The following is a 24734-nucleotide window of genomic DNA, read 5'->3' as shown; positions in this document are numbered from 1 at the left end:
TATATCTAGAGATTGCCAATTATTCATTTTTTTCCAATGTAAAACAAAAGAAGGCAATTTTCATTGCCTTCTTTTTGACGCTTAATTAACTTGCAGGCTGATATCCATTGGCATACTCAATCTTGGCCTTCTTTCGCAGATCGTCGAAATAGGTCTGGAACTTGGTATCTTTCGCCTGGTTCAGTGCATCTTGGGCTACTTGGTCTTTCACCTTGGCATAGTCTGCAGCCACTGCTGCTGTATGCGCTTCAACCAAGATCACATGATAACCAAATTCTGTTTTTACAGGAGTTGTTGAAAATGTGCCCACTTTCTGAGCAAACGCCGCAGTTTCGAATTCGGCAACCATTTTCCCCTTGGTAAAGGTTCCGAGATCTCCGCCTGACTCTTTAGCTCCTGGTTCGATAGACTTATCTTTAGCGAGTTGAACAAAATCTGCCCCCGCTTTAAGTTGCTCAATAACTGCTTTTGCTTCATCTTCCGTTTTTAGCAAGATATGACGGGCTGTTACACTCTCAGACTGGCTATAATTAGCAACGTTTTTATCAAAAAAGGCTCTAACCTCACTATCACTAGGTACTTTAACATCCGATGTCACTTTCTCGTAAACCGTCAAGAAGTTTTTTAATTCGGGTTCCGTCATACCCTGTTGTTTTAGAGTATCTTGAAAAGTAGCATCATCCCCAAAATTCTTCTTGATCGTATCTTCCTGTGCTGTCACTTTTGCATCTTCTGGATTAAGTTTTTGATTTTTTACTTCTTGGGCGATAAGCTTTCCTTCGATCATACGGTCTAATAACTGACCTTTAAGCTGAGCTAAAGCCTGTTTACCTTGGTCAGTATCAAATTTCTGACCTTGATTCTCATATATTTTTTGGGCATCAGCCACACGGGCATCATAATCTTTAACTAAGATAGAATCTCCGTTAACTTTCACAGCCCATTTACCACCAACCAACGAAGAGCACCCCGTGGTCACAATCATCAATGCAATAACTCCTAAAATTATCCCAACTCGGGACTTTTTCATATAGCCACACCCTTTCAAATTTGACATACGAACAGTATATCAAGGAGTTAACCTTGAAGCAACGTCGCAAAATGTCGAAAGCACTCGGCGAACCGCCTCAATTACCTCTTCTTGGTCCGTTGTACGGATGCGTATTTTGCATTCTAAATTCCCATTGGGCATCGTCCTAAAAGATAACGGTTGAGGGGAAGCCGACGCGACCGCCATCAGATGCTCACCGTTAATACCTAGATCTGCCAAAAAACGAATGACAACACTCTGTTTGCCTTGTTGAATCTGTTCAATTTTTAAAGTGCTGGCCAATAATTTAATCCGGATGATTTCAATTAGGTGTTCAACTTCACGTGTTGGGGTTCCGAAACGATCCACTAATTCGTCAACCATCTCACCAAGTTGTTCCTCATCTCGAACCATCGCCAACCGTTGATACAGTGACGCCTTGGTTTGGCGGTCCACAACATACGGGTCTGGCAAAAAGGCATCCACCTGAAGTTCAATGCTCGGTTCGATGACTTCTTCAACCGTTTCTCCACGCAGCTCCTGAACCGCTTCTTTGAGCATTTGACTATACAATTCAAATCCCACCGCCGCTAAATGCCCATGCTGTTGGGCACCGATTAAGTTCCCTGCACCACGAATTTCCAAGTCCCGCATAGCTATTTTAAATCCTGCCCCAAATTCCGTAAATTCTCGAATTGCGGACAGACGTTTTTCGGCAATTTCCGTAAGAACCTTTTGTGGTTTATACAAAAGATAAGCAAACGCTTTGCGATTAGAGCGCCCAACACGCCCTCGCAATTGGTAGAGTTGGGATAACCCAAAACGATCAGCCTCATCAATAATCAGTGTGTTAACATTCGGCATATCAAGTCCAGTTTCAATAATAGTCGTGGAAACCAAAACATCCATTTCCTGTTCTAAGAAAGCAAGCATGACCCGTTCCAACGCCATTTCGCGCATTTGACCATGGGCAACCCCAAAGCGCGCTTCGGGAACCAATTGACTTAAGTATTGGGTAACCTGGTCCATATCCTCAACTCGGTTATGCACATAGAACACTTGCCCTCCGCGTTGTATCTCGCGTCGTATGGCATCTCGTACAACCTCAGGCCGAAATTCAGTGACATAGGTTTGCACCGGATAGCGACCTTCTGGTGGAGTCTCAATCACGCTCATGTCCCTAACTCCCACTAGAGACATGTGCAATGTCCTTGGAATAGGGGTTGCAGACAAAGTCAGTACATCCACGTTGCCTTTTAATGTCTTCAGTTTCTCCTTATGGGCAACCCCGAAACGCTGCTCTTCATCAATGACCAATAAGCCTAAATCTTTAAATTTAACGGCCTCAGCGAGAATACGGTGCGTACCCACAATAACATCGATTCTCCCATCCTTAAGACCCTGTAATATTTCCTTTTGCTCCTTTGGTGACCGAAAACGGCTCAGCATTTCAATCGTAATCGGATAACCTATAAACCGTTCTTTGAATGTATTGAAATGTTGTTGCGCTAAAATAGTCGTGGGGACAAGAACTGCCACTTGCTTGCTGTCCGTCACTGCTTTAAATGCTGCGCGGAGGGCAACTTCTGTTTTTCCGTACCCCACATCACCACAAAGTAAACGGTCCATCGGACGTGAGCGCATCATGTCTGCTTTGACATCCGCAATGCTCTGGAGTTGATCCGGTGTCTCTGCATAAGGAAACTTCTCTTCAAATTCGTTTTGCCACACATTATCTGAAGAAAAAGCATATCCTTGGATTGCTTCCCTTTGAGCATAAAGTTTTACCAAATCAATCGCCATATCTTTGACGGCGCTGCGTGTTTTACTCTTGACCTTGTGCCACTCAGTCCCCCCAAGTTTGTAAAGTTTGGGCAGACTTTCAGCACCACTTCCCAGATACTTTTGCAAGAGATGCAGTTGGTCCAGCGGGACATAGAGCCGATCTTCTCCAGCATAACGAATCCCAAAATAGTCCTTTTCTATACCCCCGACCTCTAATCTGTCAATACCAGTGAACTGTCCGATCCCATGGTGAACATGTACTACATAGTCATCTGGCTTTAGATCAGGTATATAGATATTCTTTTGGACAGGTGGGCTAGGCTTTTTGCCAACCGCTTTGCTCTCTCGTTTATAGATTTCTGTTTCCGTCAGAACTACCAGTTTTCCGAGCGGCAACTCAAAACCTTGGTCCAAGGAATATGGATAGACATAAACATGGCCTTCCTCAACAGAATCTTCAAGTTCTTTGCGGGACGCCGTCACTCCAAGATCTTTTAAACCCTGAATCAAACGCTCGACATGATCCTCATCGCCGACAAACAGGGCCACCACATTCCCAGCTTCCTTGCGATGCCCTATCTCATCGACTAACTTACTTGTTTTTCCCATGAAGCCAGTTAAGGGATGAGCATTTAGGTTGAAAATTCGCTTTGGTGAGAGCCCCGGGACCTGCCTCAGAAGCGTTGAAAGGCCGATCAACGGATGCTGCTTTCCATGGCTTAGGATATCATCGTAATCAATAAACTGAGTCTCAGGGTGAACAAATCCCTCGCCGTGTTCCAGTTGCTGCGTAAATTCAAGTAAGCGTTCATTGGTTTGAAACTCTAATTGCTCTTTTAAGCGTAACGGCTCATCTAAAATAACAAAATGGTTCTCAGAAAGATACGAGAAAAATGGGACGAGTGGCGTATTAACTAAGTTTAAGTAGGGATAAACATTTTCGTCTAGGATTCCCTGTTCAAGTCGTTCTACCAGAAAATCAACTTTAGATTGTAGACGGTCAGCCGCCTCGCTTTTTCCGGCACGCTGAAGTCGTCCGATCGTTTTCCTAGCTTCCGCTCGAATAGCAAAGCGAAGTTGCCCTAACTCCTCTCTAGTGACAACATACTCCATAGCAGGGGAAATAAGCACTTTGTTCTGCGAAGCAACTGATTTCTGCGTCCCTAGGTCAAACGTTCGAATAGAATCGACTTCATCGTCAAAAAACTCGATACGTACGGCCTCTCCGTCTAAAGGGACAATGTCCAAAATGCCGCCTCTTAAGGCAAATTGTCCTTTCCCTTCAACCGTCTCAACCCGTTCATACCCTCCAGCGGTTAAAGCAGAAAGAACTTCGGATAAGGCATATCCTTTCCCTACTTCAAATTCAATCGTATATTTTTTCCAGCGTTCAATAGGAAATACGCGCCGTTCAACTGCGAGGACAGAAGCCACAACAGTACACTTAGAGTCCTGCGCCAATTGATTCAGAACGCGAATTCGTTCCGAGGTTGTTTCTCTGCTTCTGCCTAATACTTCAAAAGGAAGCCATTCTGTTGTGGGCAAATGGAGGATGGTTTCTTGGGAACACCATGTCCGCAAATCGTTTGCCCACTTTTGAGCTTGCTCTTCTGAATAGGTTAGGATCAATCCAGGTTTAGACTTTCGTAAAAGCTGGGCCACACAGGCTGCTTTCTGACTTCCTGTTAAATCATAAATCATTTGGGGCCATTCTCTACTGCTTAACGACTGATCAATCTCCTTAATGTCAAGCCCCCGTCGAAGATAGTCATGAATTGTACTCAAACCGCTCATCCTTTCAGGCAGCAAAAAAAGATGAACGTCCACCAAAGGACCCCCACTGCGATATTCGATATCCGACATTCGATATTCGACCTAAGGATTATTACCTGAGCTTCGAACCACGATTCTCGAACTACAAATTACGATTTTGCCTACCCATAAAACTAACTCTAATGCTATTCATCTAGTAAGGGCACGTTGCATCGTGCCCCAACAACGATCCCAAGACCAAAAATATTGTCTCTCCCAAAAATGCTAAAAGGCTAAGAGCCTTTTCAAGCCCCATTTAATACATAATCTCCGACCTCCGGCATCTTACCTCCGCCATCAGTTAATGATACACATTTCTCGGCTCCATTTCCATTTCCTGCAGACAGAGTGGGCAAAGCGCATACGCGACATTCCCAACAATATCCATTATAGGGTCCACGTTATGGCTGGTCAAGTCATCTAACTCAATCTCCCCAATAATTCGATCACAGGCATGACATACCTTTAATATCTTCATCCAGGACCACCTCCCTTGCTAGTAGAATTACCGCTAGCTCAGGAGGTTATACTTAGTTAACGATGGTATAAATTCATAGCACGACCACTTTCTCCTTTAATCCATAGGTTAGTTACCTTTTCCGCGCGTTCTAACAGGTCATCTAACTGGGTAAGCTCATCCTCCGCGAAGGGAGAAAGTACATAACGTGCAGGGTCCCACTCTCTAGGCGGGCGACCTACACCTAATTTAAGTCGCCAAAATTTCTCTGAACCATATTCAGCTAGAATGGATCGAATTCCGTTATGCCCACCTGCACCACCTTGATCACGGAGACGGATTTTGCCCAGCGGCAAATCCATATCGTCATGAACTATTAGTAAATCTCCCCCGAGAACTTTATAAAAATTGGTGAGTTCGCTCACCGAACGACCACTTAAATTCATAAATGTTTGAGGTTTTAAGAGGATAAGGCGTTCTCCCTCCACATTACCTTCCGTCCATAATCCCTGGAATTTGGTACGAAATTGAAGGTTATAGGCCTCTGCCAACAAGTCAATCAGCAAAAATCCAATATTATGACGCGTCTCTGCATATTGAGGCCCGGGGTTTCCGAGACCGACAATAACCTTCATTCTAATCTCCTCCATAGCATATTCATCCGATACTCTGAATACATTCATTAAGAATAAAAAACGATCATCACCAATAAGGGGGTGAACCTGTGAAACCCAGTCGAAAGTATTTATCCTTACCCATCATTTCTCTCCAAGAAGGGCAGCAAATCGGATATGTCAAAAGCCTAATTCTTGATGCCAGCACGAAGTCTCTCGCTGCAATCGTTGTGGACCCGAAAGGTCTTTTTAAGGATCAGCGCATTATTCCCTATTCTAAAGTCGTCAGTGTCGGCGATGACGCAATCACTATTGACAAAGAGTCCCATGTAGAAAAGACCTCGAATCTACCTGAATTATTAGATTTGGTCAAAGGAAAACTGACCATCATCGGAACAAAGATGGTCACGGAAACCGGGAAAACGCTTGGAACCGCCGAAGAATATTATGTTGATCCAAAAACAGGGGAAATAACCCAGATCGAGATTTCTGGCGGTAAACTCGAAGGATTCCTAAGTGGCAAAGCGTGGATTGCTGCAGAATACATTACGACCATAGGGCATGATGTAATTGTTGCCCGAAAGGAAAGCGAAAACGTTCTAACCGTCGCAGACAAAGGACTCAGCGAAACCTTCAAAAATCTAATTCACTCAACGTCACATCTAGCCTCAGAAACAACTCATACCATCAGTAGTTACTTTAAGAAAGATAAGGCCAAAACAACTGCTCAAACCGCTCAAGAAAAGACGCCCATCATCATTCCAGAAACTGAAACGATTCCACCTACTGACGAAACCGTATCAGAAATACCCGTAACCAAAGAACCCCTGGGATGATACCCCAGGGGTCTTTTTAACTAAAGAGTTTACTGACCGAGAGATCTTCGTGAATGCGGACAATGGCTTCACCCAAGAGCGGGGCAACAGACAACGCCTTAATCCGAGGAATCATTTTTTCCTTGCCTAACGGAATCGTATTTGTCACAACAAGTTCACGAATAACAGAGTTCTCTATACGTTCAATAGCTGGCCCAGATAACACAGCATGAGTACAACATGCATACACTTCCCTAGCACCCCGCTCGACAAGAGCTTGAGCTCCTAGAGTAATTGTACCGGCGGTATCAATAATGTCATCGATCATAATCACGGTCTTCCCTTTCAGTTCACCGATGACATGCATGATCTCGGAAACATTAGGCTCAGGTCTACGTTTATCAATAATAGCTATGGACGCACCAATCCGCTCCGCGAGATTCCGAGCCCGTGTCACTCCTCCTAAATCTGGGGATACGACACAGATATTTTCAAGCCCCTTTTCTCGGAAGTACTCTGCCAAAATTGGAACTCCTGGCAAGTGATCCAATGGGATATCGAAAAACCCTTGAATCGCTGGAGCATGTAAATCCATAGTTACGACACGATCCGCTCCCGCTGAGGCAATTATGTTCGCCATTAATTTTGCTGTGATAGGGTCGCGAGCCCTTGATTTACGTTCTTGACGGGCATATCCATAATAGGGCATCACAGCAGTAATACGACGCGCTGAAGCCCTACGAATGGCATCAATCATGATTAATAATTCCATGATGTTGTCATTGGTAGGATAGCAGGTGGGCTGAACAATATAAATATCCGAACCTCGAACGCTCTCGTCAATGGCTAGACAGATTTCCCCATCTCCAAAACGTCTTATGTTTGCTTCACCAAGCGGGACTCCCAGGTAGTCCACGATTTCCTGTGCCAACGGCCGATTGGCATTCCCACAAAAAATCTTAAATTCTTTTGCCGCCATGCCTCTTTTAGCCTCCTATTTCATCTTTTTGCGATACCAATGTTCCTTGATTACCTGCTGACTCCGTTCAACAGCCAAGGCCTCTGCAGGAACATTCTTCGTAATAGTAGACCCTGCGCCCGTAACAGCATGTTCCCCCACTTCAACCGGAGCAACCAAGTTTGTATTACTACCGATGAAAGCATAATCACCAATTGTAGTGAGCGATTTTTTTACTCCATCGTAATTACACGTAATGGTACCCGCTCCGATATTCGCTGATTTCCCGATGTGTGCGTCTCCAATATAACTCAAATGAGGTACTTTCGCACCTGTTTCAATCCAACTATTTTTAATTTCTACAAAGTCCCCTACTTTTACCTCTGCTTCTAGTTTTGTACCGGGCCGTAAATAGGCAAACGGACCAACGTGACAGCGTTCGCCAATCACCGCGTCTTTGGCCACAGTGTAGGTCACTTCAGAACCACACCCCACCGTACAATTTTCCAGACTAGTCTGAGGCCCAATCACGGCATCCTCTTCAATCCGTGTTTTACCCATCAAACGGGTGAAGGGTAAAATCGTTACGTCCTGGGTGAGTTCGACTTCCGCGTCGATAAAGGTCGAAGAGGGATCTACTAGCGTAACTCCTTCGTTCATCCAATGTTCAAGAATGCGCTCGCGAAAAATTGCTTCGGCATCAGCCAATTGGCTTCGGCTGTTAATGCCCAATGCTTCCTGTGAATCCGCAGTACAATAGGTCGACATTTTTTCCCCGTGTCTTAAAAAAACATCAAAGACTTCTGTCAGATAATATTCCCCTTGGGCATTCTGAAGAGTGATTTTCGTCAAGGCGTCCTTGAGTGCCGATCCTTTAAAACAGTACGTCCCCGTGTTTATTTCGTTGATTTGTCGTTCATCAAGGGTTGCGTCTTTTTCCTCAACAATTTTCACAAGCTGATCACCATTTTTAATAATCCGTCCATAACCAAAAGGCTGATCCATATAGGCTGTCAAAACCGTGGCGCTAACCCCTTGAGTCTCGTGCAATTCAATAAGAGCATGTAGTGTCTCAGGTTTAAGTAACGGCTGATCTCCACTTAGGACAAGAACGGTCTGGACGCCTTCCAGATAAGGTAGAACTTGCATAATAGCATGTCCGGTTCCAAGTTGCTCTGTTTGAACCACGGTTTCAGCGCGCCCACAAACACTGGCCTCAATAACCTCTCGACCATGCCCAACTATAACCAGCGGACGTTCTATTCCAACTTGGGTTACAGTGTCCAAGACATGTTCAATGAGAGTTTTCCCTGCCAATAGATGCATTACTTTCGGCAACTTCGATTTCATTCTTGTCCCTTTTCCTGCAGCCATGACCACCGCCACCAAATTAGACATAATCTAATTCGCCTCCAGCTTTAGTTTAACCTCAACTTATTATTACATCCCGAAAGTTCTTTATTCGTCAGATCAGACCAAAATCCTCTTTTATGCCGAAGTTTTAATCTTATAAAGAAAAAGAAGACCTACTGCAAGGTCTCCTTTAACAAGTCTGAAAGTATCTATAATATGCGTTTAAATAGCCTCTTGATAAGCTTTTAAAACAGCCGTCTGGATCACTTCTCGTGCTGCAGCAGAAATGGGGTGGGCGATATCACGAAATTCCCCTTCAGGAGTTTTACGGCTAGGCATGGCTACAAAAATACCATTCATACCTTCAACGACTTTGACATCATGAACGACAAAAGCATTATCAAAGGTCACAGAGACCACAGCCTTCATCTTTCCTTCCGTGTTAATCTTCCGAACCCGCACATCGGTAATATTCATTATGAATCACCACCCTCCCACTTATCCTTCGGGCTTATTCATAATGGTATTCTCTGTATGGTAAAAAAATCCTGCCTTATATTCAGAAAAATTTCCACAAGATAAAGAAAACGTCATAAATAATAGAGAGTTTATAAGCTATCCATAGGGACAACTAACATTTTTCCAGAATGCAAGTCTAGTTCTCTAAGCTGTAAAAGAGATAAATATCCTTCAACAAGCTTAGGATCTTCCGTTATCTTGGCTTCCACCAATACCCCAATTCCCACAACGTTAGCTTCAAATTCTGACATTAAATTCTTTATCCCTAGCGCGGTTCCCCCCGCCTTCATGAAATCATCGATTACAAGAACGCGTCGTTGGGGATCTAAGGCCCTGCGAGAAAGCGACATAGTTTGAATACGCCGAGATGATCCAGAAACATAATTAATACTTACAGAAGAACCTTCTGTTACTTTGTTTCCACTGCGAATGACCACCATCGGCAAACCTAAGGCCTCTGCCGTAACAAGGGCCAACGGAATTCCTTTCGTTTCAATGGTCACCACAACATCAGGTTTTTTATCTCTAAAAGCACCGGCAAAAATAAGGCCAAGTGGGCGTAAAACAGATGGATCGAACAATATATCGTTCATATACAGAAAACCGCCCGCAAGAATTCGCTCTTTATTGCTCAGACATTCAGCAAGCTTGCTAAGGAATTGTGTCGCTTCCTCTTTAGCAATTTCCGGAATATAACGAACCCCCCCAGCTGCACCTGGAATTGTTTCAAGGTGACCCTGCCCTGAAAGGAGTAAACTCCCCTTAACAGCCATCAGATCCTCACTAATTGTGGACTTGGCCGTACCAAATCGTTCTGCAAATAGGGTTAACGGAGTCAGGATATTCGGCTTTAACATCAACACTTGGGTGATGGCCACCATCCGTTCTGCTCTTTTCATCTTCTCCACGCTTATTAATCCACCTTATCCGGATCATTCTTTAGACTAATCGCTTCAAACATTACATTCTCAGCCGTAACAATATGCGCCATCGCCAAAGATTGTGCTTCCTCGCTATCGTGATTTCTTAAGGCTTCAACAATCATGCGGTGTTCTTCAATCGCCAGTTTGTTCCGCCCTGGAACTGCCAGTGAAGTTGCTCGAAAACGTTGAATCTGTTCTCTCAAATTTTCTAGGATCTGAATCAGCCGTTCATTGCGACTGGCTCTATAGACCAAGGCATGAAAATCAGTATCCGACTTCACAATCTGCTCTAAGTTCATTTCACTCTCACTGACTCTAAAAAACAAAGCCTGCTCCATTTGTTCCAATTCGTCTTCTGTAATACGCTCTGCTGCAAGCCCTGCAGCCAATCCCTCTAACGCAGAACGGATCTCAAAAACATCGGCGACATCTTTTAAGGAGACGCCAGCAACATACGCTCCCTTGCGTGGAATCATGACCACAAAATTCTCTAGTTCTAATTTTCGAATTGCCTCACGTACTGGGGTTCGGCTAACTCCCATTTCTTCGGCCAATTGAATTTCCATCAAACGCTCCCCAGGCTTAAGAACTCCACTGAGTATTGCATCGCGCATCGATTCAAAAACAATTTCTCGTAATGGCTTATATCCATCAAGTATAACTGGTACCAATCGTTTCTCCACGAAATATCTCTCCTTTCATCCTCTAACCTCTGCAACCGTTGTTGTAACCCAAACATTTTTAAAGCCTTTTTTTCTCAACTGCCCAGCGACCTCTATGGCATGTTGTCCTCCTTGAGCAATCCCAAATACACAGGAACCGCTTCCAGACATTAAGGCTCCGTAACACTTTGCCTCCAGCAAGAGCTGCTTAAATTTCAAAATTTGAGGAACCATTTGGATAGAGGCAGACTCTAAATCATTGTAAAGCAGATCGGCGATTCGCTGTGTCGACCTCTGGGTTAAGGCATTTTCCCAATCCGTTCGCGTTAAATGTCCACACTGCCCAACTTCGTCAAAGCGGCGATAGGCTTCCCTTGTGTTCACTCCGGCAAAGGGTTTAATTAAGACAAGATCTAGCTTTGGAGCTGTGGGCAATAATTCAAGCTGCTCTCCGCGTCCAGTCGCCCACATCGTTCCTCCCTGGAGGCAGAAGGCCACATCTGCACCACATCTCGTTGCAAGTGCGAGGAGTACTTCCCTATCGAGAGGTTCTTCATAGAGTTGATTTAATAAACGAAGCGTCGCTGCCGCGTCCGTACTCCCACCAGCTAATCCAGCCTGTACCGGAATATTTTTTTCGATCTCAATCTCAATCCCATCAGATAGACCACACTGTTCCTGAAATAAGACAGCAGCCTTATACGCTAAATTTCCTGAGCCACTTAATGCTCCACAACGGCATACAACCTTCTCTCCGCGACGCCGAACCCGGACAATATCGTGTAAGGCAATGGATTGCATGACACTTTGCAGTTCATGATACCCATCTTCCAGAATTCCGGGAATGGCTAAGGCTAGATTAATCTTGGCGTATGCGAACGTTGTTAGAAAAGATTGTTCCATTTGCATTGCCCTTTCCGAACATTACGAATGTATTTCCCTTCATTATACATATTTTCGGGTTGGAGATCCAGCACTTCTCCTTGTTAAATAAGAATCAAAAGGGACGAAGATAATCCTCGCCCCTCCTTAATCCCTAAAATTCTCCCCCAACAACCCATTCATTCTGCGCTGGTTCAAATGATAACGCCTTTTGTAATTCCAAACGCTTATGAATTTCCTCCTCAATTGGCTCAAGATGTTCATAGAACATCACAAAAGTGTCCCCCGGAACGCAACTATCTAATCCATTTCGAAAGGCTTCTATTTCCGAAAGCACGATTCTTATCTTATTCGGACTCATCCCATTCTGCACCGCTTCATCATAAAGAAGTTGAGAAATCTCTCCCGGTTTGCGTCCACGCAAATCAGCATCTTCTCGGATAATCAAACGTTGAAAACTCTGCGCGGCTATCCGGCCAACTTCACAAATCGATTCATCTGGCCGGTCACCTGGTACTGTTATACAGCCCACCAGCGAACTCCCCTTGAACTGTTTAAGTGTTTTTGCCACTTCTTGAATTCCAGCAGCATTATGTCCATAGTCCACAAAAACATGAACTCCATCCAACTCATAAAGATTTAGTCGCCCTCGATTGTGTTCTGTATCCGAGGAAAAATCTTGAAGAGAATTCCGAATGGCCGCAGCACTTAGTCCTAATGCCCATCCTGTTGCAACTGCCGCTAAGGCATTATGAATATTATGTTTGGCTTTCCCTTCCCAGGTCACAGGAATCTGTTTCACCGAACAGATTTTAAAACTTTGTGAACCCTGACAAATTAAGATCATCCCTCGGCGCACAAAGACGGCTGTTCCTCCTAACCCCAAATGTTTACGAACATAAAAGTTGTCCTTTTCAGTACTAAAGAAGATAATTTTCCCTTTCGTACGCTGCGCCATGTGCACTACATGGAGGTCATCCGCATTCAATACCACGTAGCTATGAGGCTTGACAACCTCAGCGACCAGACTCTTGACATGAGCTATATCTTCGAGCGTCTCTATACCATACTGACCTAGATGATCATTGGAAACATTCGTTATAACCGCTACATCGGCATATTCATAGCCTAAGCCTGCTCGGAGAATGCCACCGCGAGCTGTTTCTAGAACAGCAACTTGGACATCAGGATGTCTCAAGACAATTCTTGCACTCTCTGGTCCGGTCATATCTCCTTTAATCCATAATTTTTGATTGATATAGATCCCATCTGTGGAAGTCATGCCCACTAAAAGCTGCTGATCTTTAAGCATTTTGTTGATCATACGAGTCGTGGTAGTTTTCCCGTTAGTACCTGTTATCGAGATGATAGGAATTCTTCCATTTCCCGAAGGTAACACTTGCTCGACGATGGCCTTGCCTACCTCACGCGCTTTACCAACGCTTGGAAAATGATGCATACGAATTCCTGGTGCTGCGTTGACTTCAATGATATGTCCATTTCCTTCGCGATAGGACAATTCGATATCCTCAATTACTAAATCAATGCCTGCAACGTCCAAACCAATCAGCTTGGCTGTGCATACTGCTAAATCTACATTATCCGGATGTACCAAGTCCGTCACATCCTCAGCGATTCCTCCAGTGCTTAAATTAGCACTGTCACGCAAATAAACCACTTCCCCATGTTCAAGAACGGATGATAGAGCCAATTGCCTTTGGGCAAGGGTTAAAAGCACCACGGGGTCAATTACAATCTTTGTTAAGGCCTTCTCATGGTCATCCCCACGCAGAGGGTCCGCATTCGTTTGCTCCACCAACTCGGCAATCGTAGACGAGCCATCCCCAATTACATGGGCTGGAACCCGCTTCGCCGCAGCAATTAGACGATCTCCTACGACAACCAATCGATAATGTTGCCCCGCAATGTACTCTTCAATGATAACCCAATCCCCATAAGTTTGAGCGACCCTAAACGCAGCCTTAACTTCTGACGCGCTCGTTAGGCGAAGGGTTACCCCTTTACCTTGGTTTCCATGCAATGGCTTAATTACAACAGCCGTTTTCATATCTAGGAAGGCTTGAGCAGCTTCTTCTTCCGTCCTCACAATATAACCCCAAGGTACGGGAACCCCACCATCGCTCAATATTTTCTTAGTCATTTCTTTATCACAGGCAATGTCTACAGCGATACTAGAAGTTGCACCCGTTATTGTTGCTTGAATACGACGTTGATTCCGACCGTACCCCAATTGCAGCAAGCTCCCCTCATTGAGACGATGTACAGGAATTCCTCGTTCCTGACATGCTTCAATGATAACTTGCGTTGAAACCCCTAATTTGTATTCACTCATTACCTTTTTTATGCAATTTACGGCATATATTACATCAAAAGATTCTTGATTCAGAAGAGTCTTCACAAGAGCGAACCCTTGTTTAAAGGCCTCAACAGCTCCCTCTTTAGCCTCGTAGTTGAAAATAATCTCATACCAACCTGGTTGATCCAACATTGCCATAGTCTTACCATATTTAATGGTTTGCCCAGCTTGTGTCAAAAGGTCGATGGTCACATGTTCAATGACATGTCCAATAAGGGTTCCCTCTTGTAACCGCTCTAGGAATCCACCAAGTTTACCCCTTGAACAATAGTGATCTGCCAAGGTCGGTAAATGCTCGACGAGACGCAGACTAAAATCTCCCAATTCATTACTAAATCGTTCGGTCCATTCTTGGAGATCCACAATCGCTCGAATAATCGGCCGATGACTGTAAACATTGGCCCCTTCGATCGCTTGGATTTCTCTAATCTCCATTATGTTGTTGTTCTCCCTTCCGCAGCAATGGGTAATATACACCCCTAGTTTTAACCCTTTTTCCTCTTGGTATTCTCTAATTAGGTCAATCTCTTTGTCTAAAGTAAGGAAACTCTACGTTTTAGATCAAATCCATAGCCATCGGATAGAACATGCATCAAAATTGGACTCAAAACCAAGGCTTGCCCCGGTGTCGTTTCCGAAACGTTCGTTGTGGTGGAGGAAGACGCATCCACCACAGTTACCGTGTTAGTTCCAACGACTGAAAAACGCGCATCAGACTGTACTAAAATAGCCGTATCTTCATCAATCCCCACACCAAGAACATAGGGATTTTGAGAGATTGCCGATAAGAGACGTCCGATTCGCCCACGTTGAGCAAAGTGTTGATCAATTACGACGGAACGTAACAATCCCAAGCCTGGTGCCATCGTCAAGGTATCCTTCTTCGCCGTTCCTGCTTCTCCTCCGACAATCATCGTATCCGACATTACTGAAGCCCCTGCACTCGTTCCCGCAATAATTACGCCCTGTTCATATAGCTGCTCGAGCATCCTGCCGAGCAAGGTCCCCCCTAGCAAACCAGTGATCCTCAGTTGATCCCCCCCAGTGAAAAAGACCCCCGTCGATTTTTCCAGCTCCCTCTCGATCCCTTGCCTATTTGCCTGAGTCCGGTCTAAAACATCTAAAACCTGCACTTCTTGGGCCCCCAGTTCGAGAAACAAGGAATGATATTCTGTCCCTACTTGGAGCGGGTATTCTGTCGCAGCTGTCAGGACCGTGATACGGCTTTCCCTACCACCCGACTCCTGGACAAAACGTTTAAGGATTTTACACTCGTTCTTTTTATCTTCTGCACCACCGATGATAAGCAGCTTTCCTTCCACATGTTCAGTCAAACTGATCCCTCCAGTCCGTATATTTTCCACCTAAAGAGGGTTTAATTATGCAAAGAACATTAATTAATCGCTAACATACCATGAGATATAAAGAAAACTTGGCTGGCGCCAAGCGCTGACCATGGATGGTCGAGTGTCCCTGAAGCCATGACTCGAACACGACGTTCGAGGTTAGAGCGCCGCCCGAAGACACTGTCTTCGCACATATTAGCCTTCTTGCAGGATGGCTAGGCGCCGTGATGGCGAGAAGGGACCCTTAGCGAAGGCGACTGCCTAGTTGCACTTATGCTTAGAAAGTATATAACGGAAGTTTATACTTTCTGATAGTAGAACTCAATTACCGAAGAAAGGAGGCTCCCGCTCAATGCCCAACCGTTTAATTGTTATTCATACCGCTCGTCGACAGTTAGAGCTTTATGAAGGAAATCGACTGATCCACCATTACCCAATTGCAGTTGGCAAAGGAGCAACCCCTACACCCCATGGACGCTACACCATCGCCACTAAAACAGTTTATCCCGGCGGTCTCTTTGGTAGTCGGTGGATGGGGCTTTCAATTCCTCATTATGGAATTCATGGAACAAATAACTCAGCAAGTATTGGGCAAGCCGTGTCCAAAGGATGTATCCGTATGCATAACCACGATGTCGAAGCCCTCTTCCAACGCGTCGAAATTGGAACTCCAGTGATCATTGAACGTTAAAGAAAACTTGGCTGGCGCCAAGCCTTAGCGAAGGCGGCTGCCTAGTTGCACTTATGCTACAGAAAGTATGCAAACGAAGTTTATACTTTCTGATAAGTATAAAAAAAGTGTGATCCAGGCAGCTCTTTTTTTACTTACTGCCTAGATCATACTTTTTCCTCACCCGCCCCTTTTAATAAGGGCTTCTAGGATATCCCCGCCGCATCTGCCCTCTCGTTTCAACCCCTCCAATCCCATCCGTCCCAGTAATAGTATGCATGAGAATATCCTTCACTGAAACAATCTGGTCAGTTGGGGTAAAGGCAATTCGCTCAACGATGAAGACTGGGTCAAAGGCATGAATCAACATGCGTTTCGGAGATGAAGCAAAATTGGCCCCGGCTGAAAGAATCGCCTCATAATTGGATTGACAAGCTCCTGCAAAGATTACTAAAGCATCCCGGTTATGCTGAAAACGCCGGGCCTCCAGGACAGATTCCACAAAATAGCGTGAACTCCGATAACTGTCCATACTATGAAAATCTATTTTTCCGTTAATAAATCCGTCATGACCTGTTAATACCAGGATATCAGCCGGATTCTCTTGTAATATCTTGCGAATTACTCTTGGTTGTTCTATCTCAGATTTGCAAATCCCTTTAGCTTCAATTCCCATTTGTCGATACGTCTTAATACACTGGCTTAAATAATCTTGGTCGCCGTCAAGCTGCAACACCCGTCCCGGAATCTCGAAAAATTCCCTTTGATCATCTTGATCCACTTTCCTTTGACAGGTTAGTTTGTGTAGTTTCTTATAAATCATTTTATTATCTTCACGCTCATAATTCGCAATCTCCATCGGCCTCTTCGAAACAAGATCTGTGACCGGAGCATCTGCTAATAGCCTTAAATTGAGCCCTTTGAGAATGGCCGAACGTTCGCCATTAACACTCGAGTTTAACTGGTCAATGCGAAAGAAAATATCCTGTCGGTGTGAAAGCCGCGCCACAATATCCCCGACGTGAAACATAGCCTAACCTCCTTATCGTGGTTCGATATTCGTGGTTTGTAGTTGGGACTACGATCTACAAACTACGAATTTGCTATATACTATGTCAAACAGAAATAAATGGCATAGATTATAGTAATTATAAATAAAAGGAGGACCTAAGATGTTCGCAGCAGTCATACCGGCCAAAAATGAAGAAAAGAGCATCTTGGCAGTCTTAACCACAGTTTTGCGTCTCCCAGTCAGCTACATCATTTTAGTTCTTAACGGCTGCACAGACCGAACATTAGAACTTGCTCGTTCGATACCCGATAATCGTATTCATATTCTTTATTTTTCAGACCCCTTAGGAATTGATATACCACGAGCTGTTGGCGCTCTTTACGCTCGAAATTTAGGAGCAAACGGGGCGCTGTTTCTCGACGGCGATATGTCTGGGGATATTTATCCAAATCTCATGTCTCTTCTAGCTACCATCCATTCTGGGATTGATGTCGCTTTAACCAATTGCTATCCATATATTACACATCGCCAAAAACTAGCTAACCTTGTCCTTAAATTCCGGGCAAAGCTCAACCGCGAACTTGATCTCTTTAAGACACTAGGCTTAGCTACCCCAACGCATGGTCCACATGCACTTTCCCTGCACGCGTTACGACTCCTTCCTCTCGAAGCCATTGCGATTCCCCCGCTCACCTTGTATTGGGCCAAGGAAAGTGGCTTGAACATTAAAGTAGCTACATCCATCCCCCACGAAACACTACATTCTCCAAGAAAACATCGGCAGCATGCTCGCCTAATTGCTGAAACGATCATTGGGGATTGCCTCATGGGATTAGCTCTCGTTCAAAATAAACCTCTAACTCGCACACTCGGCAAACATGAATTAATGGGTTACCACCTAGAACGACGATTTGATCTCCTTCAGAATTGGGATCAGTCTCTAAGGTCTCATGATATGTTTTATGAACAGCATGTTATTATCCCTGGATCCTTTACTCCAATCTTAGGTCATTCCGACTCTATTGACCTTAGTAGATCCAAATAAGAATATCAGAAAAAATAATGTAACACAGAATAACAAAGCAAAGGGTTGGGACACATTGTCTCAGCTCTTTATAACCTTGCAACTATACAGTCATAATATTTTATAGAGCTATTTTGGTTATGTTATGCGCCTAGCTCCTAATTTTAGGATCGATATCATGCTTCTTAAAGTATTCTAGAATTTTCGCCTTTTCTTCCACCCGTACGTGCACAGTGGGTTGCAATTTTCCCTCTAGAACCCCATTCCACTTCATGTAAATTGTTTGGTTGAAGGATTTGCTTAAGATGGGATCATCATACTGTAAGTCAACAACTACATATTGTGCATTAATATTAGTTTGTTTGGGGTTAATCTCATCACTAGGTATGATCATAACTAAGCTCGACGAAGCATCTTTAGAAATTTCATTAACAATGGCTGATTCATCATGATGAATCGGGTTTCCGGATAAACGATCATCAAAAACAATTGTCTCGCTTGAAAGATTGACGGCAGGATGTACTCCTACATTATTGAATTTTAACTCCAAGCTAAGTTCATTATTTAGGTCAACAATAGGAGACTCTTTTAAGACGAAATATGGTCGCGAAGTATTCTGTTGTACTTTCCATGCTGTTATTGTCAAATAGACGGTAATCAATGCAGTGAGCGCTATCACTGTAGTCGCCATTGTGGCGATAACGCTCGACCATTTCATAAAACGTTCGTTGCTTATTTTACCCAACCCTGGTTCACCCTCCGTAATCCTTATCGCCATGACCCTAAAGTTACTTTAGATACACTTAGGCTTTCTTATAGTTCGGGAATTCATCATCTTTTATGCTCTCTTTCAAGAAAAAAAGAAAGACCCTATCGGAGGGACTTTCTTAAAATAAACCTTTGTATAATATTCATATTCTAACTCACTCAAGCTAAAGTTTAGACTAGTAAGATTAGACAATCATTGCTGGGAGTTATGTTGCGAAAAAGCTTTTGTTAATTCCTGAAACTCATCAATACTCAATGATTCTGCTCGCCGCCCATCAGATATTCCTGCACCTTGCAATCGTTCGATGACTTCTTCTTTTCTTAGCCCTAATCCACCCGCTAATGAATTACCTAACGTCTTGCGCCGCTGACTAAAAGCCGCTTTGACTACTTGAAAAAACTCCCTCTTATCCACATCAAACCCCGAATAAGGTCGAAGGTCTAATCTAATTACGGCAGACGTGACTTTTGGAGCTGGCCAAAATGAACTAGGTAAAACATCCATTATTTTAGTAACTTTGGCTGAAATCTGAACTGCAATGGATAAAACACCGTAAGTCTTACTTCCGGGTAGGGCTGCAATTCGGTCAGCTACTTCTTTTTGCACCATAATCGTCATCCCACTTAAACGGTCTGTTTGCTCAAGAAAGTGCATGATTAAGGGACTTGTAATATAGTAAGGCAAATTCCCTACCAAATAACCCATTTGATCTCCCCATAATTCATTTAGATCCAGCTTTAAAGCATCTTGATTAATAATTTCTATAGGAAGGCCCTTGAGTTCTTTGTTCAAAATCCCAATTTTATGTCTATCTAGCTCTACTGCCCACATCTTTTGAACTTTTGTGGCAAGAATCCGGGTTAACACACCAAGACCCGGCCCAATTTCAACGAGTGGAACCTCTGGGTGCAACGTACTGGCTGCAACAATGCAGTTGATTACTTCGTCACTCATCAAAAAATTCTGACCCATAGATTTCTGAGCGCGAGCCCCGCTCTTGATTAGACGTCGTGTGTATTCAGCTGCGCTCTCCATGCTGAACCTCCTCAATCGCTTGAATAAAAGCCTCGCGAGATATCCCAAAACGGTTCAACCGATGAAGAAATTGTTTGGCATTAGTGTCCCCGATTCCCAGCTTACGCCCAAGTATTAACCTATATTCACTCGCCCGTGATGACCCCATAAGACCATATAAGAGTAAATCCTCTATCGTAAAATTTTCAACAAGAGTCCCCTGCTCTTGTTGTATATGAGCAAAGGCGCGTCGAATTTCATGTAGTGTTGCATTTTCTACCCCAATATCGCCTTGTTTGGTGGCTGCTTTTCTAGTCAGGTAAGTGTGCTTAGCCTGAGGAACATAGGTCCGGATACGATTTCGGATCTGCTCTCCAACCGTATCCGGATCTGTAAAAACGATCACTCCTTGACGGTTTGCCATTTCTGCAATGTAATCTAACTTTTTCTTTGTCAGTCCATAACCCTCCGTCCAAATTATATCAACTTCCCCGAGGGCTTGTCGTACCGCATGTGCATCATTTTTTCCTTCAACAACAATAAGCTCCTTGATCATGTAATTTCCTCCATTTCCAACTCTTATATCTTAACTGAGAATCTTTAAAGACTCAAATTTTTAACCAAATTTAGATGTACAATACAGCGAAATTAGTTGAAATTCTATAAAAGAATAGGGCACGAATGCTTCGTGCCCTACGATAACCCATATAAACTGAAGAAGGGCTCGATTTCAGAGCCCTTAAATGTCTTTATTTTCTTGTTTCTTTATTGGTTCCATACGTTTTTATGAGCGCATCCCAGATAGCAGGATCCTCCATTCCTAAACGCCAAACTGCAACACCATGCAACTTGTGTTTGAGTGCATAATCCATTTTTATCCTCAAACTGGGAACATTCTCGAAATAGACTTCATGTCGAATCCCATTAGACGTATATATAAATTGAGGCACTTTAGCACTGGGGTCGGTAAGGATTTGTACTCCATGTTTTTTTGCCCGATCAACAGTTTGACTATAGGATAAATAATCTGGCAGTAGGGGCTTGTTCGATCCCCAGTCAAACGAATAAACAGGAAGGCCCATAACAATTTTTTCCTTGGGTATTTTTCCCACAGCAAAATCAATAACACGATTTACCCATCCTTGGGAGGCAACGGGTCCTTGGGTTGTGCCCAGACCATGCTCATCATATGTCATGAGAATAATTTGATCAGCAGATTTTCCAATGGCTGCATAGTCATACGCACCTGACCACAGATCCGAAGGATAATCGACAAATTTGGCCGGAATGGAAATGTTCAAGACTTTGTCTTTAGCCTTTAATGCTTTGCTAAGCTCTGCAACAAAGGAAGAAAAGTTGTTTCGATCTCCAGGAGGTGTCTTTTCAACATCTACTGAAATACCGTCCCAACCATCCTTTGTGGTCAGGTTGACCAGGTTCGTCACTAATTTAGCTCTTGTAGCAGGATTAGAAAAAACCCGGTGAGCTAAATTGGCATCAAAACCAACCGAACCGCTTAAGTTCATGTTATGCACCAAGGCATAAGCTTTGGACCCATTTTTTTGAGCCTTATCTTTAATACTCAAATCGACTTTACCGCTCGGAATAACTTTACCTGATGCATCAAAGGAATACCAGAAAAACGCAACCTCATCGAGTAATTTAGCATTTTTGAGCATTGATTCCTTCGAACCGGGTGTAGGCCCCTCAGGGTCAGTGTAAAATCCCATAACAACCCGTTTTTCTGACCCTAATACGGAATCTCGTGTTGCACCTGCCTCAGCTTGCGGCGGTTGTGTATTTTGCGTGGTTTGCTGCTGGTTTTGTGGTGGAGAAGTTGGCGGTACATTTGTACATCCTGTCAAGGCGAGGCCCAAAATTAGGGCGCTGCTCATCATAAAAGTCAGAAACCGTTTCATGCTGCTCTTCAACTCCTTAATATAAATTTGGTAACTGACTTTATTTTTCCCGCTTCAAAGGGTGTTATGTATTAAAATACGAAGCGTTATTTTTATCTATTTTAAGTCAATTATGGAAGTTAAGAAATATAAACAAAGTCAAGCCTTCAGACGTTGACCTTGTATTTCTAACTAGTACCCAAAATAAATAGCAATTCCTTTTGCAATGGCACGTGATAATTGTTCTTGATACCAAGATTGTTGAAGCTTTTTCTGTTCTTTTTTGCTCGATAAATAGCCCATTTCTACAATGACTGCAGGCATACTTGTGTTTTTGATTACATAAAAATCTCCCGGTTTGGCAATTCTTCGATTCATTCCTGGTATTTTAATCAATTCTTGTTGAATCAATTCAGCTAACCCTTTTCCAGGTTCAGATTTATAATGATAAAACGTCTCCGCTCCAGAGTTCTGTCCAGTTGCCGTAGCATTGACATGTAAACTTACAAACACATCTGCCTTTGCCTCATTCGCCATATCAATACGATGATTTAAGTCAATTTGCTTTTTTGTGTTTTTTCCTTTGACTCTATCCGGGGCGTAGTCAATATCTTCTTCCCGAGTAAGGAAAACCCTTATTCCACTTGGTTCAAGCATAGCTTTAATCTTTTGGGCAATTTGGAGATTAATCGATTTCTCATAAACACCCTGAGATGTAGTCGCACCCGGATCATATCCTCCATGACCCGGATCTAACATCACAACATGACCTTCCTCTGAATAGCTAATTACAGCGGTAGAACCCTGCCAAAGCACAGAGAACACCAGCATGCTCATGACGCACAAGACAAGTACTATCGCAGTTTTTTTCTCGAGTATACCTACAGATTTATGCATACGATACTCCCCCGTTTCACGGTTACTATTAAAGAGTATGTGACGATAAATGAAGTTATACTTCCTCAATAGCATAAAGAAAACTTGGCTGGCGCCCACGAAGACACTGTTATCGCACGTATTAGCCTTCTTGCAGCCATAGGCGCGGGCGGCAACCTTAGTTGCACTTATGCTTAGAAAGTATATAACGTAAGTCTATACTTTCTGTATAGTATAAGAAAACTTGGCTGGCGCCAAGTTAATATAAATAAGCCTCCGCTTATAAACGAAGGCTTAGTTTCAAAATAATTAAGATATATTACTGGACATATACCATGACATTGCGAACACCATATGAAGATGCTGCCTCTTGAGAATTCATATAGAGGTCGACGCGGTTCCCTCTTATTGATCCCCCAGTATCTAAAGCACGAGCCTTTCCATAACCCTCAACATAGACACTCTTACCAAGAGGAATAACTCTAGGATCTACTGCAACTATCCCCCAACGAACAGTTGCCCCAGTTTTTGTTCTCCCTCCGGGCATACAATAGGCTGTTGCTCTCATGACATAAGCTCGCTTAAAGCGTATAGTCTCCCCACCCCGTGAAACTGAAGTTTGGGTACCACGCGAAACTACTTGATTGGTCGGCGCTGTAACAACTCGCTGATCAAGTATCTCACGCTCGACTTCTTTTCCATCTTCTAACCTTAGTCTCACCGTCTGTTCTTGAATTCCATTTGAACCACGGCTCACGACTTTGTCTGGTAATCCGACCGGAAAATCCGCAGCCTGTGACACGATTTGATACGGAATCTCACTTTTTACGGTTTCTACTCGCTCCGCAACTCGAACCACGCTCACCTGTTCGTTAGGCTCAAGTAGATGATCAAGGGCCAGCGAGACCTTGTCTTTCATTCCTAAGACAATGCCTAGTTTCTTAAGCGCATCTGCAACGGTTCGTGGGGCAATATACGTATCTATGGTCTTGCCATCCGCATGAACAAGAATGGGAATAGCCCGGCGTACCTTAATTTCCATTTGGTCCGTGACAGCTTCCGAACGTGAAACATTAACCTCATCGACGTCCTTAATCTGAAGTCCATACCGTTCCGATAAATCGACAAGTGCTTCCCCCACAGTTTTAGACGGTGTTCTAGTACTGAAAGTCTGTTCATCCACTGAAAGATGAACTGGTTTACTTTTTGTCACTTCTACGATTAATCCACTTGTAACTTTAGTTTCTCGGGAGGGGTTTACAATATCTTCTGGATAAGACTCTAAACTAGAATGAGCCAGAGCCTGACCAACGTTCTCAAAAATTGTAGTGATACGTACGGTTTTTCCGTCAATGTGGGCATAGATCGTTTTGGCATTGTAAAGAAACGCCACAACGGCAATGAGAAAAATAGCAGAGACCGCAACAGTCATTTGGGCTATACGAGACGTCCGAACCAAGGATAAAGCCCGAGTTCGAGTTAAATGAAACATTGAATCCCTCCAAAGACCTAATATGACCTAGCAACTCCATTTTAATGGATAAGTGGTCTGTTGTCAAAATTTTTTCCATTAAGTGGGTTTTAATACATAAATATGAACTGGTCTTCGCCCCCAATCAATACACTGCCGAAGGGTAGAGAAGAACACGTCAATTCGATTTCCACGAATATCTCCACCAGTGTCTGCGGCTATAGCATATCCATACCCTTCGACATAGACCTTGCTTCCCATTGCAATGACTCTCGGGTCAACTGCAATCAAACCTTCTCTCGTAACGAGACCTGTAGCCGTTCTATTTCCTGTATACGTATAAGCCGTTGACTCAACTTTCAATGTTTGACTAATCCTCATTTTATCTAATTCGAAATCTTCTCCTACTACAGGTTTAGAGTTTTGAATAATCACTTTTTTCTTAGGACGTTTGAGTTCGAAACTGG

The 24734-nt window shown here is 43.6% G+C and carries 24 protein-coding genes; 3 read left to right on the top strand and 21 right to left on the bottom strand.

Features of this window, described 5'->3' with window-relative positions; genetic code table 11:
- Positions 1–85: 85 nt before the first annotated feature.
- From DOT_RS08820 to pth, 4 genes are all read right to left on the bottom strand, one after another.
- Positions 86–1030: a peptidylprolyl isomerase gene (locus tag DOT_RS08820; RefSeq protein WP_040411706.1), complete on the bottom strand. Its 945-nt coding sequence runs from the start codon at positions 1028–1030 to the stop codon at positions 86–88.
- 39 nt (positions 1031–1069) lie between these two features.
- Entirely contained in the window at positions 1070–4609 is a 3540-nt protein-coding gene (gene mfd / locus DOT_RS08815) for a transcription-repair coupling factor (RefSeq protein WP_192807808.1), read from the bottom strand.
- A gap of 319 nt (positions 4610–4928) precedes the next feature.
- Entirely contained in the window at positions 4929–5105 is a 177-nt protein-coding gene (locus tag DOT_RS31040; protein WP_009617245.1) for a hypothetical protein, read from the bottom strand.
- Positions 5106–5161: 56 nt separating this feature from the next.
- Positions 5162–5719, bottom strand: a complete 558-nt coding sequence (gene pth / locus DOT_RS08810; RefSeq protein ID WP_009617243.1) for an aminoacyl-tRNA hydrolase — start codon at positions 5717–5719, stop codon at positions 5162–5164.
- A gap of 89 nt (positions 5720–5808) precedes the next feature.
- On the opposite strand from pth, the gene DOT_RS08805 reads away from it, so the two are divergent.
- Positions 5809–6534 carry a PRC-barrel domain-containing protein gene (locus tag DOT_RS08805; RefSeq protein ID WP_009617241.1) on the top strand — a complete coding sequence of 242 codons (726 nt, stop codon included), beginning with the start codon at positions 5809–5811 and terminating at the stop codon, positions 6532–6534.
- Positions 6535–6550: 16 nt separating this feature from the next.
- Here the strand turns inward: DOT_RS08805 and DOT_RS08800 are convergent, their stop codons facing one another.
- From DOT_RS08800 to DOT_RS30365, 9 genes are all read right to left on the bottom strand, one after another.
- Positions 6551–7492 (bottom strand): ribose-phosphate pyrophosphokinase, encoded by a 942-nt coding sequence (locus DOT_RS08800; protein ID WP_009617239.1) that lies wholly within the window; start codon positions 7490–7492, stop codon positions 6551–6553.
- 15 nt (positions 7493–7507) lie between these two features.
- Entirely contained in the window at positions 7508–8869 is a 1362-nt protein-coding gene (gene glmU, locus DOT_RS08795; RefSeq protein ID WP_009617237.1) for a bifunctional UDP-N-acetylglucosamine diphosphorylase/glucosamine-1-phosphate N-acetyltransferase GlmU, read from the bottom strand.
- Positions 8870–9046: 177 nt separating this feature from the next.
- A complete protein-coding gene (gene spoVG, locus DOT_RS08790; protein WP_009617236.1) occupies positions 9047–9301 on the bottom strand; it encodes a septation regulator SpoVG in 255 nt (84 codons plus the stop codon).
- A 131-nt stretch (positions 9302–9432) separates the two neighbouring features.
- The gene (gene purR / locus DOT_RS08785; protein WP_009617234.1) at positions 9433–10251 is read right to left on the bottom strand and encodes a pur operon repressor; all 819 of its coding nucleotides are present in this window, start codon (positions 10249–10251) and stop codon (positions 9433–9435) included.
- Positions 10252–10256: 5 nt separating this feature from the next.
- Positions 10257–10949, bottom strand: coding sequence for a GntR family transcriptional regulator (locus DOT_RS08780; RefSeq protein ID WP_009617232.1), 693 nt, complete (start codon positions 10947–10949; stop codon positions 10257–10259).
- 15 nt (positions 10950–10964) lie between these two features.
- Positions 10965–11831: a 4-(cytidine 5'-diphospho)-2-C-methyl-D-erythritol kinase gene (gene ispE / locus DOT_RS08775; protein ID WP_040411705.1), complete on the bottom strand. Its 867-nt coding sequence runs from the start codon at positions 11829–11831 to the stop codon at positions 10965–10967.
- A gap of 133 nt (positions 11832–11964) precedes the next feature.
- Entirely contained in the window at positions 11965–14622 is a 2658-nt protein-coding gene (gene cphA / locus DOT_RS08770; protein WP_009617224.1) for a cyanophycin synthetase, read from the bottom strand.
- 98 nt (positions 14623–14720) lie between these two features.
- Positions 14721–15521 (bottom strand): cyanophycinase, encoded by an 801-nt coding sequence (locus DOT_RS08765; protein WP_040411704.1) that lies wholly within the window; start codon positions 15519–15521, stop codon positions 14721–14723.
- A gap of 59 nt (positions 15522–15580) precedes the next feature.
- Complete coding sequence (locus DOT_RS30365) at positions 15581–15727, bottom strand: hypothetical protein (RefSeq protein ID WP_009617219.1); 147 nt, start codon at positions 15725–15727, stop codon at positions 15581–15583.
- Positions 15728–15885: 158 nt separating this feature from the next.
- Between DOT_RS30365 and DOT_RS08760 the strand changes: the two genes are divergently transcribed.
- Positions 15886–16224 carry a L,D-transpeptidase gene (locus tag DOT_RS08760; protein WP_009617217.1) on the top strand — a complete coding sequence of 113 codons (339 nt, stop codon included), beginning with the start codon at positions 15886–15888 and terminating at the stop codon, positions 16222–16224.
- 172 nt (positions 16225–16396) lie between these two features.
- On the opposite strand, the gene yabG is transcribed toward DOT_RS08760, so the two are convergent.
- Positions 16397–17233, bottom strand: coding sequence for a sporulation peptidase YabG (gene yabG, locus DOT_RS08755; protein ID WP_009617215.1), 837 nt, complete (start codon positions 17231–17233; stop codon positions 16397–16399).
- 142 nt (positions 17234–17375) lie between these two features.
- Between yabG and DOT_RS08750 the strand changes: the two genes are divergently transcribed.
- On the top strand, positions 17376–18260 hold the full coding sequence (locus DOT_RS08750; RefSeq protein WP_009617210.1) for a glycosyltransferase family A protein: 885 nt from the start codon (positions 17376–17378) through the stop codon (positions 18258–18260).
- Between the two features lie 130 nt (positions 18261–18390).
- On the opposite strand, the gene DOT_RS08745 is transcribed toward DOT_RS08750, so the two are convergent.
- From DOT_RS08745 to DOT_RS08715, 7 genes are all read right to left on the bottom strand, one after another.
- Entirely contained in the window at positions 18391–19017 is a 627-nt protein-coding gene (locus DOT_RS08745; RefSeq protein WP_242833804.1) for a hypothetical protein, read from the bottom strand.
- 183 nt (positions 19018–19200) lie between these two features.
- Entirely contained in the window at positions 19201–20043 is an 843-nt protein-coding gene (gene rsmA, locus DOT_RS08740) for a 16S rRNA (adenine(1518)-N(6)/adenine(1519)-N(6))-dimethyltransferase RsmA (protein WP_009617207.1), read from the bottom strand.
- Complete coding sequence (rnmV, locus tag DOT_RS08735) at positions 20027–20578, bottom strand: ribonuclease M5 (RefSeq protein ID WP_009617205.1); 552 nt, start codon at positions 20576–20578, stop codon at positions 20027–20029. Before rnmV ends, rsmA begins: the two co-directional genes overlap by 17 nt.
- Before the next feature lie 193 nt (positions 20579–20771).
- Positions 20772–21941: a glycosyl hydrolase family 18 protein gene (locus DOT_RS08730; RefSeq protein ID WP_009617203.1), complete on the bottom strand. Its 1170-nt coding sequence runs from the start codon at positions 21939–21941 to the stop codon at positions 20772–20774.
- A gap of 171 nt (positions 21942–22112) precedes the next feature.
- Positions 22113–22817, bottom strand: a complete 705-nt coding sequence (locus DOT_RS08725) for an N-acetylmuramoyl-L-alanine amidase (RefSeq protein WP_009617201.1) — start codon at positions 22815–22817, stop codon at positions 22113–22115.
- Between the two features lie 298 nt (positions 22818–23115).
- Entirely contained in the window at positions 23116–24288 is a 1173-nt protein-coding gene (locus tag DOT_RS08720) for a ubiquitin-like domain-containing protein (RefSeq protein WP_009617199.1), read from the bottom strand.
- 78 nt (positions 24289–24366) lie between these two features.
- The coding region (locus tag DOT_RS08715; RefSeq protein ID WP_009617198.1) for a 3D domain-containing protein at positions 24367–24734 on the bottom strand (368 nt) is incomplete at its 5' end.

It is taken from the genome of Desulfosporosinus sp. OT (assembly GCF_000224515.1).
Taxonomy (GTDB): domain Bacteria; phylum Bacillota; class Desulfitobacteriia; order Desulfitobacteriales; family Desulfitobacteriaceae; genus Desulfosporosinus.
This window is presented reverse-complemented; position numbering and strand designations above follow the sequence as displayed.

What these genes read in the sequence shown, in the direction of transcription:
- DOT_RS08820 (WP_040411706.1), bottom strand. Translation starts at nt 1,030, where the DNA reads ATGAAAAAGTCCCGAGTTGGGATAATTTTAGGAGTTATTGCATTGATG.
- DOT_RS08745 (WP_242833804.1), bottom strand. Translation starts at nt 19,017, where the DNA reads ATGGCGATAAGGATTACGGAGGGTGAACCAGGGTTGGGTAAAATAAGC.
- rnmV (WP_009617205.1), bottom strand. Translation starts at nt 20,578, where the DNA reads ATGATCAAGGAGCTTATTGTTGTTGAAGGAAAAAATGATGCACATGCG.
- rsmA (WP_009617207.1), bottom strand. Translation starts at nt 20,043, where the DNA reads ATGGAGAGCGCAGCTGAATACACACGACGTCTAATCAAGAGCGGGGCT.
- DOT_RS31040 (WP_009617245.1), bottom strand. Translation starts at nt 5,105, where the DNA reads ATGAAGATATTAAAGGTATGTCATGCCTGTGATCGAATTATTGGGGAG.
- DOT_RS08725 (WP_009617201.1), bottom strand. Translation starts at nt 22,817, where the DNA reads ATGCATAAATCTGTAGGTATACTCGAGAAAAAAACTGCGATAGTACTT.
- DOT_RS30365 (WP_009617219.1), bottom strand. Translation starts at nt 15,727, where the DNA reads ATGTGCGAAGACAGTGTCTTCGGGCGGCGCTCTAACCTCGAACGTCGT.
- pth (WP_009617243.1), bottom strand. Translation starts at nt 5,719, where the DNA reads ATGAAGGTTATTGTCGGTCTCGGAAACCCCGGGCCTCAATATGCAGAG.
- DOT_RS08750 (WP_009617210.1), top strand. Translation starts at nt 17,376, where the DNA reads ATGTTCGCAGCAGTCATACCGGCCAAAAATGAAGAAAAGAGCATCTTG.
- DOT_RS08730 (WP_009617203.1), bottom strand. Translation starts at nt 21,941, where the DNA reads ATGAAACGGTTTCTGACTTTTATGATGAGCAGCGCCCTAATTTTGGGC.
- DOT_RS08720 (WP_009617199.1), bottom strand. Translation starts at nt 24,288, where the DNA reads ATGTTTCATTTAACTCGAACTCGGGCTTTATCCTTGGTTCGGACGTCT.
- mfd (WP_192807808.1), bottom strand. Translation starts at nt 4,609, where the DNA reads ATGAGCGGTTTGAGTACAATTCATGACTATCTTCGACGGGGGCTTGAC.
- DOT_RS08760 (WP_009617217.1), top strand. Translation starts at nt 15,886, where the DNA reads ATGCCCAACCGTTTAATTGTTATTCATACCGCTCGTCGACAGTTAGAG.
- cphA (WP_009617224.1), bottom strand. Translation starts at nt 14,622, where the DNA reads ATGGAGATTAGAGAAATCCAAGCGATCGAAGGGGCCAATGTTTACAGT.
- spoVG (WP_009617236.1), bottom strand. Translation starts at nt 9,301, where the DNA reads ATGAATATTACCGATGTGCGGGTTCGGAAGATTAACACGGAAGGAAAG.
- glmU (WP_009617237.1), bottom strand. Translation starts at nt 8,869, where the DNA reads ATGTCTAATTTGGTGGCGGTGGTCATGGCTGCAGGAAAAGGGACAAGA.
- ispE (WP_040411705.1), bottom strand. Translation starts at nt 11,831, where the DNA reads ATGGAACAATCTTTTCTAACAACGTTCGCATACGCCAAGATTAATCTA.
- DOT_RS08800 (WP_009617239.1), bottom strand. Translation starts at nt 7,492, where the DNA reads ATGGCGGCAAAAGAATTTAAGATTTTTTGTGGGAATGCCAATCGGCCG.
- yabG (WP_009617215.1), bottom strand. Translation starts at nt 17,233, where the DNA reads ATGTTTCACGTCGGGGATATTGTGGCGCGGCTTTCACACCGACAGGAT.